Below are 15,261 nucleotides of genomic sequence, written 5' to 3' on the forward strand. Positions count from 1 at the left end.
ATGTAAAACTAACTACAAAAATAATAGAGTTAGTATAGTCATATGGACACAACTTAGTTAAGTCCTTACAATGGATTTCAAGGAGGAAGTGTCCGTATGACAAACAAGAAGTTTAATGAAGAATTTAAAAAAATGGTGGTTGAATTATATCGTTCAGGACAATCTGTAAAACAATTAAGCAGCGAGTATGGCATATCAGAAGTAACCGTTTATAAATGGATTAAAATATATTCTCCTATCGCATCAGTTGATGAGGATGAAATGACGCTAGAAGATCTAAAACGAATGAAAAAAGAAATGCTTCGTCTAAAAGAAGAAAATGAAATTTTACAAAAGGCTATGGCTATATTCGCGAGAAAATAAAAGATACAGAATTACACCAATTTATCGATTGTCAAAAAGAAACGCACTCTGTTCATATGATGTGCCAAACTCTCGGGATAGCGAGAAATTCTTACTACCAATCTCAGCACAAAACAGAGTCAAAGCGTAGTCGTGAAAATGAAGAATTAACCCAAAAAATTATACAAATTCATCAAGACAGTGGAAAGCGTTACGGTGCGCCCAAGATTCATCAAATACTATTGGAACAAGGATTACAAGTAAGTATAAAGCGTGTACAGCGGCTCATGAAAAAAGAATATATTCGTTCCGTTATCTTAAAGAAATACAAACCAAATTCATCAAAATCAAATGTAGAGGAACGGATAAATCTACTAGAACAGGACTTCTCTACAACGACAATTAATGAAAAGTGGGTAGCAGATATTACCTATATTCACACGCAAAAAGATGGTTGGTGTTACCTTGCATCTGTCATGGATTTGTATTCTGAAAAAATTGTTGGCTATTCATTTTCACGAAATATGACAACGAATATTGTGGTAAAAGCGTTAGAAAACGCTTACTATACACAGAAACCACCAGAAGGTCCCATTCTGCATACTGACTTAGGAACACAATATACAAGTCGAAAATTCCAAACGATACTCGCGAATTATAAAATCAACCTCTCTTTCAGCAAAAAAGGCTGTCCGTATGATAATGCTTGTATGGAGTCGTTTCATGCCACTTTAAAGAAAGAAGAAGTATATCGTACAAAATATGTCACATTTGAACAAGCAAACTTAGCATTATTTCAATACATCGAGGGATGGTATAACCGCAAGAGGATTCATAGTAGCATTGGTTATAAAACTCCCCAAGCAATAGAAGATCTAGCTAAAAAAGTAGCTTAGATTTAACTTTTTTGTGTCCAAAATATTGACTCAAATCCAAATATGGTAAAAATGCTAAAATTATTAGGTAAGAGGGGTGAACTAATTAAATGATTAAGCCTTTATATGCAGAAAATATTATAGTAGGAATAAAATATAAAAATAAGTTAAATTGGTATATAACTGAATCAGATTTATGGTATTTAGATTATAATCAAGCTGGGTGCCCTCCTAGTGAATATCCAGAAGAAAGAAAAGGCATTAGTATTTTGAATGAGACTACAATAGCTGGTTTTTTAGAAAGAATAGAAAAATATGAACGGTTTACAGAAGATATTAGGTTAGAATTTTTAAGGGAACTAAAAACTAATAGAGAAGAAGCCTATTATGATTATAATCCATGCTTCTTGATAGATTTTGAGCGTTTAATTTTTTATTCTAATTATCCAGAATCAATATCTTTTGAAGAATATATTCCAAATAACTGGAAAGGTTATTTACAACGATTTGATGAGCAAGTACCCTATGAGTATAGATACTGGGAAGATAAGAATAAAAACTATTTAGTTAGAGAGGATTAAGTTATTCAAGAAAATAAATTAACTATGATAAAAGAAACATTTAAAAATGAAGAAACTGGTGAACTAACGCCAGGAGTCACTATAATACTTGATGGAAATGTAAAAAAAGTATTGGAAAGAATTATGGAAAAACAAGGTTATTCGGATTATCCAGAAGCCTTAAAAGAAGTTATTTTTGAAGGGATTCATCATTTTGTGAAAGGGAATAAATAATAAACTGACATATATTCTTAAGGTACAGGGCAATTCCGAAAGGGATATGCCCTTTTTGTGTGCGCCCAGCATGTGTCTATTCTTTAGGGTTCAAGTCCCCAATCGTGAAGGCAGTAGTAACGATTAGCTTAAGACAAGGGTGTCCGTGGCGACGCGGAATCTGAAGGAAGTCGGCGGCAAATCTCCGGTCTGAGGAACACGAACTTCATATAAGGCTAGGTATCATTGGATGAGATTGCACAACAAATCAAAGTCTTACTGCCAAAGGTGATACAGAGTAAATGAAGCAGATAGATGGAGAGGAAGAATATGCGCTTACCTGGGGAGGTCTGACTGGCATGTCGAGTGAACTTGATAACCTTACTTGTGAAAGTAAGGTGAACAGTCAGAAGTCAGCAGAGGTCATAGTACCTATCTTCGCGCAAAGATGGGGAAGGACCGAGCAATTAGGAAGAACGATACACTGGACGTTCATTCTTTACGTAGAGGCAGACAATCCAAACGGACTTACTTGAAGGAGGAAATGGTGAATACATGGGGGACTTCAAGATGGCTAAGTGAAGAACGGCACAAACAGAACGTAACGTTCACGAAGAAAGGAATATCAATATGTTGATGAAACAACTACTGTCACGGGAAAATTTAATAACGGCTCTGAAAAGAGTCGAAGCGAACAAGGGAAGTCATGGTGAAGTGAACCCAAAAAGTTAGACACATATTTTAAGCAGCTAATGAGAAATGAGTTCTGTATTGTACATGGCTCATTCCTTTTAATTTTGTTTTAATTCGGCCATTATTGTAGTAGTGAATATATTTTTCTAATTTTAATTGAAAATGAATATAAAGATACATTACCAAAAGAACTAGTACTATTTGGAATCGATTCGGCAGGAAATTTAATCTGCTTTGATTATAAAAATCATGAAGAAAATCCGATTGTTGTCTTTTGGGAACATGAAGATGCATGGGAAAAAGAAGCACTGATGGAAAGTGAAGGGATTACAGCAGAAGAAGCAGAGGAAGTAGCAAGTAACTTCACTGAGTTTTTAAACAAATTACATGATTAATAGATAGTAAAAATAAAAGGGCTGCTCTATAAGTTGGTTTTACTTGCTTATGGAACAGCCCTTTTTGTTTTAGTATAAAAATAGTTTCGATAAAACATTTAAGTATATAAAATGATAATTAGATTATTTCAAATTGTCTGGATTAAAAACAGGAGAATCCAGAAATGACAAAATGTATCAACTTGGCGGAAAAATGGCCCAAGGTATGGATAATACACTTGCCTTCTTCAAGGGTCCTGGACCAACTGGAGACAGTGCATCGGTAGGGAAGCAAGGCGGTCCAGGAAAGGTTACCGAGTGGGTTAATAAGCATCATGCAAAGAGCACTAAGTTTATGAATGATAAGATTCAGGGGCAGGAGGCTTTGCTTGCTCAGGGTACGGGTGATGTTGGTGAGAAAGCTAGCGGGGCTAACCTTCCTAAAAGCTATTTAGATGAAGCATTAAAACAACAAGGATTAGACGAAGTTCCTAAAAATTTAAAACAGAAATGGACAAAGGATGGTTATAATTATGAAGTAAGAGTTCATCCTGGAAATAGTGCACATACTGATGCTGAATCTATATATAGAGTGTCAAGAAAGGCTACTCCTGTTCCGGGAAAACAAGGGAGCGGAATGGAATATATGGATGTTGATGGAAATTAGTGGCATGAAAGTGTGCTAAAAGAATTTCATAAAGGTGGAACACCTAATCCTGATTTTAATCATAAAGCAGCTAAAGATACTCATATACCTGTTGACAAATAGAGAAAAAGGAGAAAAATATGAATACAGAAGAAATTAGTAATGAGATATTAAAAATTAACAATTATTTGAAAAAATGTTTATGGATGGTTTTTGAGTTTGCAAGAATGGATGGTGGAGATATTGTTGTAGCTGGTAGAATAGATACTTCGTACAATGAATTTGCCATCAATATAGAATTTGGAATACCCTATTATATTTCCAGTTTATTAAATTGGCATTTGGATGATTCCAAACCATTTATAGAGCTAGTAGAAGGAGATGAAATGTGGAAAATTATTGATAGATATCAAGTTGAAGAAGGAAATTATATTTTTAAAATTAACGCTGAAGATTTCGAAGAGGCGCCAATAATTATTGCAAGTGAAAGTCTTAAATGTGAAATAGTAAATGAAAAACCATTTTAGTCACAAAATACTTTTACGTGAGGGAGTAAATCTAAACTAACAAGTAAATTGTTAGTGGTTATATATTATTGAAACAGTATTGGTGAATAAAAAATCACTGATACTGTTTTTCTATATAAGTCTTTAAAAGCTATTTTGCTAGATTCTGAGGGCAAAGAGAAAAGATTTTTGAAAAACAGGTTCGAATGCTACAGCGAACGGTGGGCATGTTAAACTAAAAAAGCTCGAGGGGTTATCTAATGTATTAGCTATTTTGTGTGTTCCTCGGGCACTGATAAAAGAACATGCCCAATAAAAGAAGTCAACAGCGACGTTAGGAGAACGTAGTGGTCTGTTGACTTTTTTTATAGTGTTATTTCATGATAAGAGTTATTCATCATCTTCGTTTAAGTTAATGGTTTCTTTGTTTTTACGAACTTCAAGGATAGCTTTTTCTATGTCTCGTTCGATTCGTTGCTTGTAAAGAAAAATTCTGCAAATGCTCTAAAATATTCATTCCACTTCCAACATGCACTTGAATCAATCAATCTAAATAAAAAGCTCGCCTTTTTCATCCCTGTTTTCTTGATAAAAATTGGCATTTGTCCGCAAATCCTCAATAATATTAATTTCATTGGCAATACCATTGATATTATAGTTTGTCCGTTTGATATTTTAGGATTCCCAATATTTAAAGGGTATGATGTTAAGCTTACAATGAGACTAGATAAAAGTTTATATATTAAGCTAGATGATATGCAGTTTAAAGCGTGTACTCAAATGCTAAAGGAGGCTATAGAGAATGGAGAGATTCCAAAAGAAATATTTACTCCAAAACAGTTAAAAGAAATAAAAATCGGATTGCTACGTATCATAAAACTCCTACTAAGAGAACAAGGACTGGTCAGTCGTGGTTCCCTGAATCATGGACAAGAGATGATATAAAAAATGCAGGTGAATTTCCAGGAGCTTTTGATTATATTATGAAAAATACGTAAGGGGTGAAAATATTTGGGGAATTTAGACCAAGCAATTAAGCGAATTTCAGCAATCGATTGGAGTCGTATTGGGGAAATAGAACGAAAATCGAATGTCCAATTGTGCAAAGAGTATTTAAGGAGAACGGCGATATTTTTCCGAACGTATCCAGGTAAATGTGTTTATCCCTTTATAAGTATTTCTAATTCAATCACATCACCACAAGCAAATATAGAAGAAATTGAATTAATTAATGAAGTGAAGAATAGTTATCAAAAGGCAATAGTTACAAGTTTCCTTGAACTAAATGCACTTATAGATGAGGGAAATCAAATCGCTATTGAAAACAAAGATTTATTTGAGCCAGTAATAAAACTTTATGAACGCGGTGGTTATTTCTATAAGAGAAGTGGCTTTGTAAATGTAGATGGAGTATCGTTTCAATTAAACAATTGGGAGGAATTTGAGCCTTTTGACATAAGTGATGAAACTCTGAATAGTTTAGACGAATTTGAGTGACTTGAGATATGAATAAAATAATTTGAAAAGTTATGAAAGAGATAAGAGACTCTCATTTGATAATCTTATCTGAATAGTATTTGTGTGATTATATGGAATGGAAATTGGTTTGTTTTAGAAGTTAATAGCGAAAAATAGTAGAGATAAATGCTAGAAATCTCTGCTATTTTTTTATGTACACAAGGGGTTTATTTGAGAAAGTTCCTTATGATGAAAGAGGAATGCTTAAACAGTTAACTGATAGGTATCCAAATTTAACTGTAAAGGTTTCAACAGAAATAGATCCAGATTTAAAAAATCCGAGATATACTTTATCTTTTGAAGTGAAAAATGTAGTTCAAATTAGAAAAAAACTAAAAAAAGAATATCAATTTACAGAATAGGAGTGGTAATTAATCATGGATTTTATAGAAAATATTGATGAAAATGCTAAAGCTATAATCAGCTTAATAATAGCTGAAAGAATGTTTGAATTAATAGATAAAAATGATAATAGGTATAAAACTTGTAGAGAAGCATTAGATAGTTGCTGGAAATGGCTTGAAGATGAAGAAATAGAAGCAGATGATTTATGTGATTATATAGATGGTGAAGATTATCTAAACCTTGCTACACTTGTTCTTAGGATAAAAGATAGAAAGGAAGCAGATGTTTTAGGTTCAGTTTTATATGCTGTTTCATATACGACTTGGCAAGCTTATAAAAAAGAAAATGACTATTGTTTTCCACAACCAATAGATGATACAACACTAGTAAGATTAGCTGAACTTGCTATTGAATCTAAGTTTTTTAAGATGGAAAGTCTTAATGAAGTAAAAAAACATTTATTAGAAAATTATCCTATTGGTAGTGGGTTGCAAAGTAATACAATCATTAAAGAAGATATTATGATGATAAGGGAAGAGCTAAAGAAGAGATAGATTTTAATCATTCTGATGATGGAACACATGAATTTTCACATAGACATAAATGGGATTGGGATAAAAGGCCGCCGAGACAACCATAAAAATAAGGAGTGTTAGAAATGATTAGTGAGATTCATGATAGTAAGATATTATCTTATCAAGTAGATTTTGAAAAATTGGAATTAAAAATGTTGATAGAAGATGAAGGAAATATAAAACATAGAATTATGTTCAAAAAACTTTTAACATTTCATTTTGAACATCAACTTCCTAATAGTATCCTTTTAGATGTTATTAAAGGAAAAATAGAAGATTTTTTAAGTGAAAATAAAGAATTGTTGTTTGAAGGAAAAAACTATTATTGGCCGTTGGATTACGAAACAGATGAAGAACTACTGCAATATTTGAATGAGAATAGCTTAAACTATTATAAAGTACAATCTTCATATGGATTGAACGGTTGGATATTATGTTCTCAGTATTATATTGAAGAATAAATATTTAAGACTCCCAAGCAATAGTCTGTACCCTCTGTAAAGGATATTTTGAAAAAAATTATGCAACATCAAGAAGATGATTTTTGTATTCTAGCATTATCCCCTTATAGTAGACATTTGAAAGAAAGTTACTGTACTGTTTATTATGGAGGGGACTTTTTATGTCTTTAGAAAAGTATAAAAACATGTCTGATGAAGAGTTTAAGCAATTGTCTAATGAAGAATTCCAAGATTATATTAAGTTGAAGAAAGAAGATTGCCTTAGACATAATAGAAAAATAAATGAAATTACTGTAGATGTGGTATTAAAACCTGAGGAAGCAATAGCAATTGCGAAACAATATCATAAGAAAAATAACTTAGATGGAGTGGTTAATGAAGACATCCACCAACTTTTCTTTGATGAGGCTTATACATTCAAAATTGATAAAGAAAATAGAAATAATGTAAACTAGTAGTAAAATCACAAGCAAATGAAGTAAAAACATATGAATTAGGCGAAAAAGGTGAATTACTATGGTCAAATAGCGAAAAAATTAATTAGCATCAGATTCCGCTAGTTTTAGTTACTCGGATAAACAGAAAAAGGGCGGAGATAAGTACTTCCAAGACATGGTTAACAGCGATGATTCGAGGTATGCCAGTTTTAGAGATAACTTAGAGGAACTGATGGAGGAGAGTCCTGGTCTACAATTCGATTTTATTAGAGTCACTGATACTGGATTCGGCGTTGATGAGTTACAGGTAAAGGACTGGAATAAGAAAATAGATTAATTTATAGGGAGGATGCAATGATAAACCAAAAAAAGTTAGAAATGGCTTTTAGAAGATATAGCAAAAATTTTGTGGATGGAATCAAATTTGAAGATGTGAAAGATAAATATAATGTCAGTAGAAGAAAGATTGAGAAAATCGTTGAGCAAAATGAAACAGAGAAAGATCACATACTATTAATAAATCTAAACCAAATTTCTTCATATCACTTGTCACTATGGAAAAATGATGTATTGATCAGCGGTGGAAACAATGTAGAAGGATTAAAGAACATGCAGAAGGTTTTATTTTACCAGTGCATGGGACAGGATCTCTATACAATCAAGTATCCTGGGATGATGTTGGAATATTCGTTTAGCGAAGTCGTCTTCACATTAGTTCATTTTGCAATGTATGGATGGGAGAAAGAAGAACATATCTTATATGATTTTATGACTCATCACTTCGGTGAACATTTAATAGACGCCAATGAAGAGGATAGACATATTTGGTTTTTGCTAGAGCTGTACTTGCAGTATAGAAATAAAACCATCATGGGAACGAATGAAAAAGTGCATCTAGCCGTGATAAATAAGTTTAAGGAAGCTGAACTACGATGTGATTTAATCCCTGAAGACCTGAACATTTATGATGAAGTGCTGGGACGTTGGTCGACTGGTGATTTAGAAGCAATAGAACATCTAATTTCGATAATGTCTGAGTATCATTCTGCATTAGCTTCTGAAATCGGACAGTTCGGTGAATTTGGTGATTTCGGATTCGGATTTTATCCTTTTGAAATCTTATTTTTGATCCATGTAAGGAAACAACTAGGGTTGCCAGTACCTACTCAATTCGATAATTTTCTGATGAATACTCCAGAAGCGAAAATGGTATTTGGAGAACGTGAGCCATACCCTGAGTGGGATCCCGTGCTTCAGATGATCGATCAATTTTATCGTAAAAACTACCCAGAATATATTCCCAACAAGCATGGAGAATTATTTTAATAAAAGGGAGGAAGCAAATATGCCTGATAAAGGGATAGCACAGATTATATTTCCTGATAGCAAGGATTTGGAAACGTTTTTGAAGGAACAAGGAAGTTATGACTTACATGAAGACCTATTAAAATATGGATTGACGACGAAACAGTTTTTATACGTTGACTATAAAGGTGAGGAATACCAAGAAATTGTCAATTTTATTCTTGATTACGAATTTGCCCACCAAATTGAATTAGCAACACAAGAAGAACTCGAGAAATTAGAAGCATTTCATTATGAATTTTTACCTGAAAAGATCAAGGAGGTCAACAAAATACTGTCACCAAAGGGGTATGGACTATTTTCATATCCAAATTCGGGCGACTTCTTCGCACTATTCATTGGAAAAATAGAGAATATAGCAAAATTGCTGCAAGAAGAAGTGCTGCACGATGATAGAATCCCTTTTTCAGAAAGGTGTATCAAGTATTATAGATAGACCTAAGTAGGACTCTATGGATAATAAGGAAAAAGCAATAAAAATCTATGATTTAATTGAGAATGATGATATAGAACAAGCGAAAGAGATAATTATTACTGATAAAAGTTTGCTTGATTTTGTAACACCTTTTGGAACGTGGCTACATGTTGCGGTTAGAGCCGGTAAACTGGATATGATAAAGTTTCTAGTTGAATCTGGTATGGATATTAATATAAACGAAGGTGTACCAAAGTCAGCGCCTATTGCACATGCAGCTAGTGAAGGTGAAATTAGTATTGTAGAGTACTTATTTGAGAATGGTGCAATATTAGATGTTAGTGATCCAAATAGAAATCCTCTATTCTCAGCGATTTATGGTGGGCATCTTGATATTGTAAAGTATCTTGTTCAGAATGGTATTGATATTACTGTTAAGTATACAGGGGATACTATGAAAGATATGGGAGCTTATGAATTTGCTATTGAAAGAGGGCAAACAGAAATTGCTGAATATTTAAAGATGAACAAATCAAGGGATTAGTAAGAAAATATGACACCAGAACAACTAAAAAATACTTATTTGAATGTAACACATTAGAGAAGGAGTTTAAATGGAACAATATTTAAAAGATTTTAAGTTGCATAGCAAAGCTCCGAGTGAAATCATTGAAAAATATAAATACGTAGTACCAAATGAAATAATAAATTTATGGAGTAATTATGGATTTGGTACATTTATGCAAGGGTATTTAAGATGAAGCAAGAAAGAAAAAAAAAGAAGACTAGTTGAGGAAATAATGGGTAAAAGATACCTCTTGGAACTTACGGATAAACTAATTATAGAACTTCAGTCGCTCGTAACTTTTCCTGATGTAGGTGATTTATTTTATGCGGATCATGGTCATGAATACATCAGTAATAGAATAATCGATTATGAGAACAGAAAAAAAGATAACCTATCAAAAAAAGAATTGATTGATATGGTCACTAAGATACAAGATGTTTCTGGGGAGGAGTATGAAATTGACAATCTTCTATTAATAGTAGAAACTGCAGTGAAGAATCCAGGCATCTCAGATTATATTTTTTATTCAGATGAAGATTTAACAGCCGAGCAAATTATAGAAAAAGCATTTGCAAGTAAATAGCTTAACAGTGAATTAAGAGTAATACTAGGATTCTGGGCATTGTGTAGATAATGGGATGAGCAGATTAGTGTTGTAGAGAGGTAATTTCATAATTTATAAATGGATATTTAAATATCATAATTAAATCTGAAATGAAGGAGCGAGAAGATGTTTACGGAATACCTTCTTCATTATGAGAGAAGCAATATCGAAGATGAAGTTTTAATTCAAATGGCTAAGGAAATAAATGTTACAATTACAGAAGAGTTCATAGAAGATAAGCTTTTTTTTGGAGGAGAATTTTCTCCAAGTGATTATGGAATCGGTAAAGTATATATTTTGAAAAACGAAGAAACAGAAGAATTCATAGTAATTGATACATTTTTAGTCCCTGACGATCAATTTGAAATGATGTATATCGGAGTAAGATGTGAAACAAAGAAGAAAGAAACGATAAAAGATCTTTTACTAGGTTGTTTTGAAGAAGAGTCTACAATACCATTAAAGCGGTGTTTTAAGATAATAGACAATGATTTACTTTTACAAATATCTAAAATGGATAAGATAGACAGAAGTATTTATTATAGTGACAAGAAATTTGGAATATACGAAGTTGAGGTTGAGCGTATTCCTAATATATGATTACTCTAAATGAAGGCCTTCTAGTACGTTCGTGTAGATTCTTTCAATAATTTTGTGGAAATGATGGAGAAACGAGGGCTATCTTTGGTTCATACAACCATTATGCGGTGGGTACATCAATATGGGCTTGAATTAAATGAGCGAATTCGAAAACATTTGAAACAACTAAATGATTCCTGGAGAGTGGATGAAACATATGTAAAAGTGAAAGGTCAATGGATGTATTTGTACTGAGCTGTAGATTCCGAAGGAAACACCATTGATTTTTATCTGAGTCAAACAAGAAATCACAAGGCTGCAAAATGCTTTTCAAAAAGGCTTTGCGGTCTTTTTATGTTTCCAAACCCCGTGTCATAACAGTTGATAAGAATCCTGCTTATCCGGTCGCTATAGCACAGTTGAAGAAAGAAAAAAAGATGCCAGCCAGCATCCAAATCAGGAAGATAAAATATCTGAATAACATGGTGGAACAAGACCATCGTTTTATTAAGAAACGAATACGCTCTATGTTGGGATTCAAATCATACCAAACAGCAGCCTTTATATTGAGTGGTGTGGAAGCTATGCATATGATCAAAAAAGGACAAATAGATTTACGGGATCAGTCCGTTCAAAAGCAGAATATCTTTATCAACCAGCTGTTTGGAGTAACGGCATAACTGGAGATTCCGTTAGGAATCCATTATTCTTTTTTTTATTTATTGTCTTTTTGCACCAGAACCAACATTTGTTAGAACTATCAGTTTTTTATATTGCACAGAGAAAATCATATGTAATGATATATAATCTTTTTAGCACGAGTTTATAGCACTATTAATTCTTTCTACACCACATTTAATTTGCGGCAACGTTAGATGTCCAAATCCTAAAATCCATTTGTTATCATGTCTAGATGATTGTCTTGAATAGTTTTTAACTGGATAAAGGATTACTTCCTGGTTCTTGAAATTTTTGATTAAATCTTCTGAAAACTTCAGGTCAGCAAATTCCACTACTAAATGTAAACCTGTTGAAAATCCATACAACTTGATATCTTTGAATGTTTCCTTTAAAGATTTTACCAGAAAAGAATTTTTTTCTTTATATATCTTATTAGATCTTCTTATTTGTCTGTCTAAATGATTATCTACTATAAAGTTTGAAAGAACCTTTTGTTCTATACTAGGTGAATGTAAGTCGATATACCATTTAATCTCCCGACACTTTTCGACCAAATGATCTGGTAAGATCATATACCCCATTCTTAGTGCGGGAGATAGAGTTTTACTCAACGTCCCTAAATATATTACATAATTTGGTTCTAATTCCTGAAGAGGACTAAGTACTGGACTTGTATATCTAAATTCACTATCATAATCATCCTCTACTATATAAACATCATGTTTACGTGCATAGTTAATTAATTCTATTCTACGTTGAATAGGAAGAGTTCCCCCGATAGGGAATTGATGAGATGGAGTAACATAAATTAACTTAGGTGGTTTTTTTTCATTTAACTGTGAAGTTAAAATACCCCATTCATCTACTTCTAAAGACTCTATCTTTGCCCCTCTACTGTGAAAAATATTATAAATATCTGGGCTACTTGGATCCTCTAAAGAAATATAATTATTTTTATGGATTAGAAGTTGAGAAACGATAGATAATCCCTGGGCAGCACCATTAGTAATAATAATATTATCGATTTTACAACACATTCCCCTATGTATATATAAATAGTCAACCAAGGCTTTTCTCAATTCATATAAACCTTCTGGATCATGATAACCGAATATTAAATCTGAAGAATTTTTTATAGTATCATTGTAACATTTAAGCCACTGGCATCTTGGAAATAATGTTAAATCTGGTGATCCGGCCTTGAAATTTATAATAGTTTCGTCTTTAACTAGTTGATCATGCATCTTTATATCTTTATTATTAACCACATTTGTTTTTTCAAATAAAATATTTGTTGCTACAAAAGTTCCTGCACCTTGTCGACTTTCAATATATCCTTCTGAATACAATAAGTCATATGCTCCTAATACAACATTTCTCGAAACATTTAATTCGTTAGCTAATTCCCTTGTGGAAGGGATTTTCTTACATTTTTTTAACTTACCTGAGAGAATCTCATTTCTAATTTGTGTGTATATTTGTCTAGTTATGGAAACACATGATGATTTATCAATTTTAATCCAAAACATGTACTAGTTCACCTCTATTTTCCATTAAATTGGTACTACTGTTTTTTTTTGGAATGGTCCTTTATATGAGAATTTTACCATGTTAGATTTAATACACAAGTGAAACATATTTTATTAATTATGGATTATTAGGGGAGCGATGTTCGTGTGTGACTATAATTCTATTCTCATTAAATTAATTAATAAAAATGATTTAAGCAAAGAAGAAGCTTATTTTTGTATGAAAGAGATACTTAGCAAATCTTTAAGCAGGGATAAAATTATTACATTGTTAACTGCATTGAAAGCAAAAGGAGAAACTACAGAAGAAATAATGGGATTTGCAAATTACATTATGGATGAAGTGGTACCATTTGAAGTTAAACAGGATGTTATAGACACATGTGGTACAGGTGGAGATCATAGTGGATCTTTCAATGCCTCTACAATGGCTGCACTAATTGCATCATCAGCTGACGTATTTGTTGCAAAAAGTGGAAATAGAGCATCTACCAGCAAATGTGGAAGTGCTGATTTATTAGAGGCTATTGGGATTAGTATTGATTTAACACCTAGTAAATCACAGGAACTGCTAGAGAAAACTAACTTTGCTTTTTTATTTACACAGTTGTATCACCCGAGGCTGAGGAGGATAGCTAATATTCGGAGCAGTATAGGATTTAAAACCGTCTTCAATTTATTAGGTCCACTTTGTAGCCCTTCACGTCCGACATCACAATTAGTAGGTGTATCTAAAAAATCACTACTCCCTTTATATGCTGATCTTCTAATGAAGGTGGGAAGAAGAAGGGCTTTGATAGTACATGGCATGGATGGTTTAGATGAAATGAGCATAAGCTCCCCTACTGTTATATATGAAGTGCATAATAGTGAGATAAAAAATTTCACTGTTACACCAGAAGAGCTAGGGTTACGAAGATATAGTCTTTTAGATATTAAAGGTGATGGTGTAAAGAGAAATATAGAAATATTTAACGATATTATAAATAATAAACCATCTCCAATTAAGGATTTCTGTGTCATAAATGCTGCAGCAGCTCTTTATATCGGTGATAGGGTAGAGTCTTTGAAAGAGGGAGTTAACCTGGCCCAAAAAAATTTGCACAATGGGAAAGTAAAAGAAAAATTTGAAAAGATTAAAGAACAAAATAAACTTTTAGCCGGAGGAAGACTTTTATGAATATACTTGACCAAATAATTAAATATAAAATACCAGAGGTGGAGAATAAAAAGAAAAATATACCCAAAGAAGTACTGATAGAAAGAATTAAAAATGTTAGAGAAACAAGGAACTTTTATGAAGCAATAGGGAAAGAAAATATGTCACTTATTGCTGAGGTTAAACATAAATCTCCGTCAAAAGGGGTACTAAGGGAAGAGTTTGAACCAGTTAAACTAGCAAGAGCGTATGAAAGAAGTGGTGCGAGGGCTATATCGGTGATAGTGGATGAAAAATCTTTTGGCGGGAGTGTTGAAAACTTACGTTTAATTGCCACTGATCCTCAAATATCTCTTCCCGTTATGTATAAAGAATTTATTGTTGATGAATATCAAATTTACGAAGCAAGAGCTAATGGTGCTGATGCTGTTCTCATTATTGTAAGAGCAGTAGATAAACCAAACTTAATAAAACTAATAAATACTGCACATCAGTTAGAAATGGAAGTTCTTACTGAAACTTTTACTTTAGAAGAAGTTGAATTATCCATTGAAGCAGGTGCGCGTATTATTGGTATAAATAATAGAGATTTACAAACGTTTAAGGTAGATTTAAATAAATCAAAAGCTATGAAAAATGCGATTCCTAGTAATTATTTAACTGTAAGTGAAAGTGGCATAAAAAATCAATCGGATGTAATCCTAGCCCAAGAGATGGGATTTGACGGTATGCTTGTTGGAGAAGCAATACTGCAGTCAACAAATATAGAAAAAAAGATTAAAGAATTGATAAATGTTAAATAACATTAAAATACAG

20 protein-coding genes and 5 pseudogenes are annotated in these 15,261 nt (G+C 32.6%); 23 read left to right on the forward strand and 2 right to left on the reverse strand.

The features are described from left to right. Positions 1–96: 96 nt before the first annotated feature. From BR72_RS08240 to BR72_RS08255, 4 genes are all read left to right on the forward strand, one after another. A protein-coding gene (locus BR72_RS08240; RefSeq protein WP_156107920.1) for an IS3 family transposase occupies positions 97–1,238 on the forward strand; the annotation gives its coding sequence in 2 pieces (ribosomal slippage) (positions 97–331 and positions 331–1,238; 1,143 coding nt in all). An 89-nt stretch (positions 1,239–1,327) separates the two neighbouring features. After that, positions 1,328–1,798: a hypothetical protein gene (locus tag BR72_RS08245; RefSeq protein ID WP_035431861.1), complete on the forward strand. Its 471-nt coding sequence runs from the start codon at positions 1,328–1,330 to the stop codon at positions 1,796–1,798. 3 nt (positions 1,799–1,801) lie between these two features. Next, positions 1,802–2,011 (forward strand): hypothetical protein, encoded by a 210-nt coding sequence (locus tag BR72_RS08250; RefSeq protein WP_035431864.1) that lies wholly within the window; start codon positions 1,802–1,804, stop codon positions 2,009–2,011. A gap of 338 nt (positions 2,012–2,349) precedes the next feature. Beyond that, on the forward strand, positions 2,350–2,526 hold the full coding sequence (locus BR72_RS08255; RefSeq protein WP_156107921.1) for a hypothetical protein: 177 nt from the start codon (positions 2,350–2,352) through the stop codon (positions 2,524–2,526). Between the two features lie 205 nt (positions 2,527–2,731). Here the strand turns inward: BR72_RS08255 and BR72_RS26330 are convergent. Continuing rightward, positions 2,732–2,833 (reverse strand): annotated as a pseudogene (locus tag BR72_RS26330) (IS3 family transposase); the annotation flags it as partial. Here BR72_RS26330 and BR72_RS08260 point away from each other — a divergent pair. The 17 genes and pseudogenes from BR72_RS08260 to BR72_RS25440 all read left to right on the forward strand — a co-directional run. Continuing rightward, positions 2,812–3,078, forward strand: a pseudogene (locus BR72_RS08260) (SMI1/KNR4 family protein); the annotation flags it as partial. The pseudogenes BR72_RS26330 and BR72_RS08260 overlap by 22 nt on opposite strands. Before the next feature lie 133 nt (positions 3,079–3,211). Next, on the forward strand, positions 3,212–3,724 hold the full coding sequence (locus BR72_RS26695) for a hypothetical protein (protein ID WP_197059933.1): 513 nt from the start codon (positions 3,212–3,214) through the stop codon (positions 3,722–3,724). A gap of 119 nt (positions 3,725–3,843) precedes the next feature. Beyond that, positions 3,844–4,230, forward strand: a complete 387-nt coding sequence (locus tag BR72_RS08270; RefSeq protein WP_035431868.1) for a hypothetical protein — start codon at positions 3,844–3,846, stop codon at positions 4,228–4,230. A gap of 453 nt (positions 4,231–4,683) precedes the next feature. After that, positions 4,684–5,154 (forward strand): HNH endonuclease, encoded by a 471-nt coding sequence (locus BR72_RS26335; protein ID WP_051957258.1) that lies wholly within the window; start codon positions 4,684–4,686, stop codon positions 5,152–5,154. A gap of 66 nt (positions 5,155–5,220) precedes the next feature. Beyond that, the gene (locus tag BR72_RS08280; RefSeq protein ID WP_035431870.1) at positions 5,221–5,706 is read left to right on the forward strand and encodes a hypothetical protein; all 486 of its coding nucleotides are present in this window, start codon (positions 5,221–5,223) and stop codon (positions 5,704–5,706) included. Between the two features lie 221 nt (positions 5,707–5,927). Beyond that, entirely contained in the window at positions 5,928–6,089 is a 162-nt protein-coding gene (locus BR72_RS26700; RefSeq protein ID WP_231559688.1) for a hypothetical protein, read from the forward strand. Positions 6,090–6,104: 15 nt separating this feature from the next. After that, positions 6,105–6,626: an Imm6 family immunity protein gene (locus BR72_RS08290; RefSeq protein ID WP_051957259.1), complete on the forward strand. Its 522-nt coding sequence runs from the start codon at positions 6,105–6,107 to the stop codon at positions 6,624–6,626. A gap of 104 nt (positions 6,627–6,730) precedes the next feature. Further along, positions 6,731–7,108: a hypothetical protein gene (locus BR72_RS08295; RefSeq protein ID WP_035431874.1), complete on the forward strand. Its 378-nt coding sequence runs from the start codon at positions 6,731–6,733 to the stop codon at positions 7,106–7,108. A 161-nt stretch (positions 7,109–7,269) separates the two neighbouring features. After that, positions 7,270–7,554 (forward strand): annotated as a pseudogene (locus BR72_RS08300) (hypothetical protein); the annotation flags it as partial. A gap of 345 nt (positions 7,555–7,899) precedes the next feature. Then, a complete protein-coding gene (locus BR72_RS08305) occupies positions 7,900–8,871 on the forward strand; it encodes a hypothetical protein (protein WP_035431875.1) in 972 nt (323 codons plus the stop codon). Between the two features lie 19 nt (positions 8,872–8,890). Beyond that, positions 8,891–9,346: a hypothetical protein gene (locus BR72_RS08310; protein ID WP_035431876.1), complete on the forward strand. Its 456-nt coding sequence runs from the start codon at positions 8,891–8,893 to the stop codon at positions 9,344–9,346. Between the two features lie 16 nt (positions 9,347–9,362). Beyond that, complete coding sequence (locus tag BR72_RS08315; protein ID WP_035431877.1) at positions 9,363–9,869, forward strand: ankyrin repeat domain-containing protein; 507 nt, start codon at positions 9,363–9,365, stop codon at positions 9,867–9,869. Between the two features lie 70 nt (positions 9,870–9,939). After that, positions 9,940–10,083: pseudogene (locus tag BR72_RS25435) on the forward strand (GAD-like domain-containing protein); the annotation flags it as partial. A 42-nt stretch (positions 10,084–10,125) separates the two neighbouring features. Next, complete coding sequence (locus BR72_RS24925; RefSeq protein ID WP_051957260.1) at positions 10,126–10,476, forward strand: hypothetical protein; 351 nt, start codon at positions 10,126–10,128, stop codon at positions 10,474–10,476. Positions 10,477–10,623: 147 nt separating this feature from the next. Beyond that, positions 10,624–11,097 carry a hypothetical protein gene (locus BR72_RS08330; protein WP_035431878.1) on the forward strand — a complete coding sequence of 158 codons (474 nt, stop codon included), beginning with the start codon at positions 10,624–10,626 and terminating at the stop codon, positions 11,095–11,097. A gap of 84 nt (positions 11,098–11,181) precedes the next feature. Beyond that, entirely contained in the window at positions 11,182–11,331 is a 150-nt protein-coding gene (locus tag BR72_RS27620) for a DDE-type integrase/transposase/recombinase (RefSeq protein ID WP_420482250.1), read from the forward strand. Continuing rightward, positions 11,332–11,756: pseudogene (locus tag BR72_RS25440) on the forward strand (DDE-type integrase/transposase/recombinase); the annotation flags it as partial. Positions 11,757–11,888: 132 nt separating this feature from the next. On the opposite strand, the gene pdxR reads toward BR72_RS25440, so the two are convergent. Beyond that, positions 11,889–13,286, reverse strand: coding sequence for a MocR-like pyridoxine biosynthesis transcription factor PdxR (gene pdxR, locus BR72_RS08340; RefSeq protein ID WP_035431880.1), 1,398 nt, complete (start codon positions 13,284–13,286; stop codon positions 11,889–11,891). Positions 13,287–13,431: 145 nt separating this feature from the next. Here pdxR and trpD point away from each other — a divergent pair, with 145 nt between their 5' ends. Together trpD and trpC are read left to right on the forward strand one after the other, a co-directional pair. Then, positions 13,432–14,466 carry an anthranilate phosphoribosyltransferase gene (gene trpD / locus BR72_RS08345; RefSeq protein WP_051957263.1) on the forward strand — a complete coding sequence of 345 codons (1,035 nt, stop codon included), beginning with the start codon at positions 13,432–13,434 and terminating at the stop codon, positions 14,464–14,466. After that, positions 14,463–15,248 carry an indole-3-glycerol phosphate synthase TrpC gene (gene trpC, locus BR72_RS08350; protein WP_035431884.1) on the forward strand — a complete coding sequence of 262 codons (786 nt, stop codon included), beginning with the start codon at positions 14,463–14,465 and terminating at the stop codon, positions 15,246–15,248. Before trpD ends, trpC begins: the two co-directional genes overlap by 4 nt. Positions 15,249–15,261: the final 13 nt, after the last annotated feature.

Source organism: Bacillus sp. UNC322MFChir4.1, from assembly GCF_000746135.1.
GTDB lineage: Bacteria > Bacillota > Bacilli > Bacillales > Bacillaceae_G > Bacillus_A.

Excerpts from the sequence above, each read along its gene's own strand:
- BR72_RS08245 (WP_035431861.1), top strand. The coding sequence starts at position 1,328 with ATGATTAAGCCTTTATATGCAGAAAATATTATAGTAGGAATAAAATAT.
- BR72_RS08255 (WP_156107921.1), top strand. The coding sequence starts at position 2,350 with ATGTCGAGTGAACTTGATAACCTTACTTGTGAAAGTAAGGTGAACAGT.
- BR72_RS08270 (WP_035431868.1), top strand. The coding sequence starts at position 3,844 with ATGAATACAGAAGAAATTAGTAATGAGATATTAAAAATTAACAATTAT.
- BR72_RS26700 (WP_231559688.1), top strand. The coding sequence starts at position 5,928 with ATGCTTAAACAGTTAACTGATAGGTATCCAAATTTAACTGTAAAGGTT.
- BR72_RS08290 (WP_051957259.1), top strand. The coding sequence starts at position 6,105 with ATGGATTTTATAGAAAATATTGATGAAAATGCTAAAGCTATAATCAGC.
- BR72_RS08295 (WP_035431874.1), top strand. The coding sequence starts at position 6,731 with ATGATTAGTGAGATTCATGATAGTAAGATATTATCTTATCAAGTAGAT.
- BR72_RS08305 (WP_035431875.1), top strand. The coding sequence starts at position 7,900 with ATGATAAACCAAAAAAAGTTAGAAATGGCTTTTAGAAGATATAGCAAA.
- BR72_RS08310 (WP_035431876.1), top strand. The coding sequence starts at position 8,891 with ATGCCTGATAAAGGGATAGCACAGATTATATTTCCTGATAGCAAGGAT.
- BR72_RS08315 (WP_035431877.1), top strand. The coding sequence starts at position 9,363 with ATGGATAATAAGGAAAAAGCAATAAAAATCTATGATTTAATTGAGAAT.
- BR72_RS24925 (WP_051957260.1), top strand. The coding sequence starts at position 10,126 with ATGGGTAAAAGATACCTCTTGGAACTTACGGATAAACTAATTATAGAA.
- BR72_RS08330 (WP_035431878.1), top strand. The coding sequence starts at position 10,624 with ATGTTTACGGAATACCTTCTTCATTATGAGAGAAGCAATATCGAAGAT.
- pdxR (WP_035431880.1), bottom strand. The coding sequence starts at position 13,286 with ATGTTTTGGATTAAAATTGATAAATCATCATGTGTTTCCATAACTAGA.
- trpC (WP_035431884.1), top strand. The coding sequence starts at position 14,463 with ATGAATATACTTGACCAAATAATTAAATATAAAATACCAGAGGTGGAG.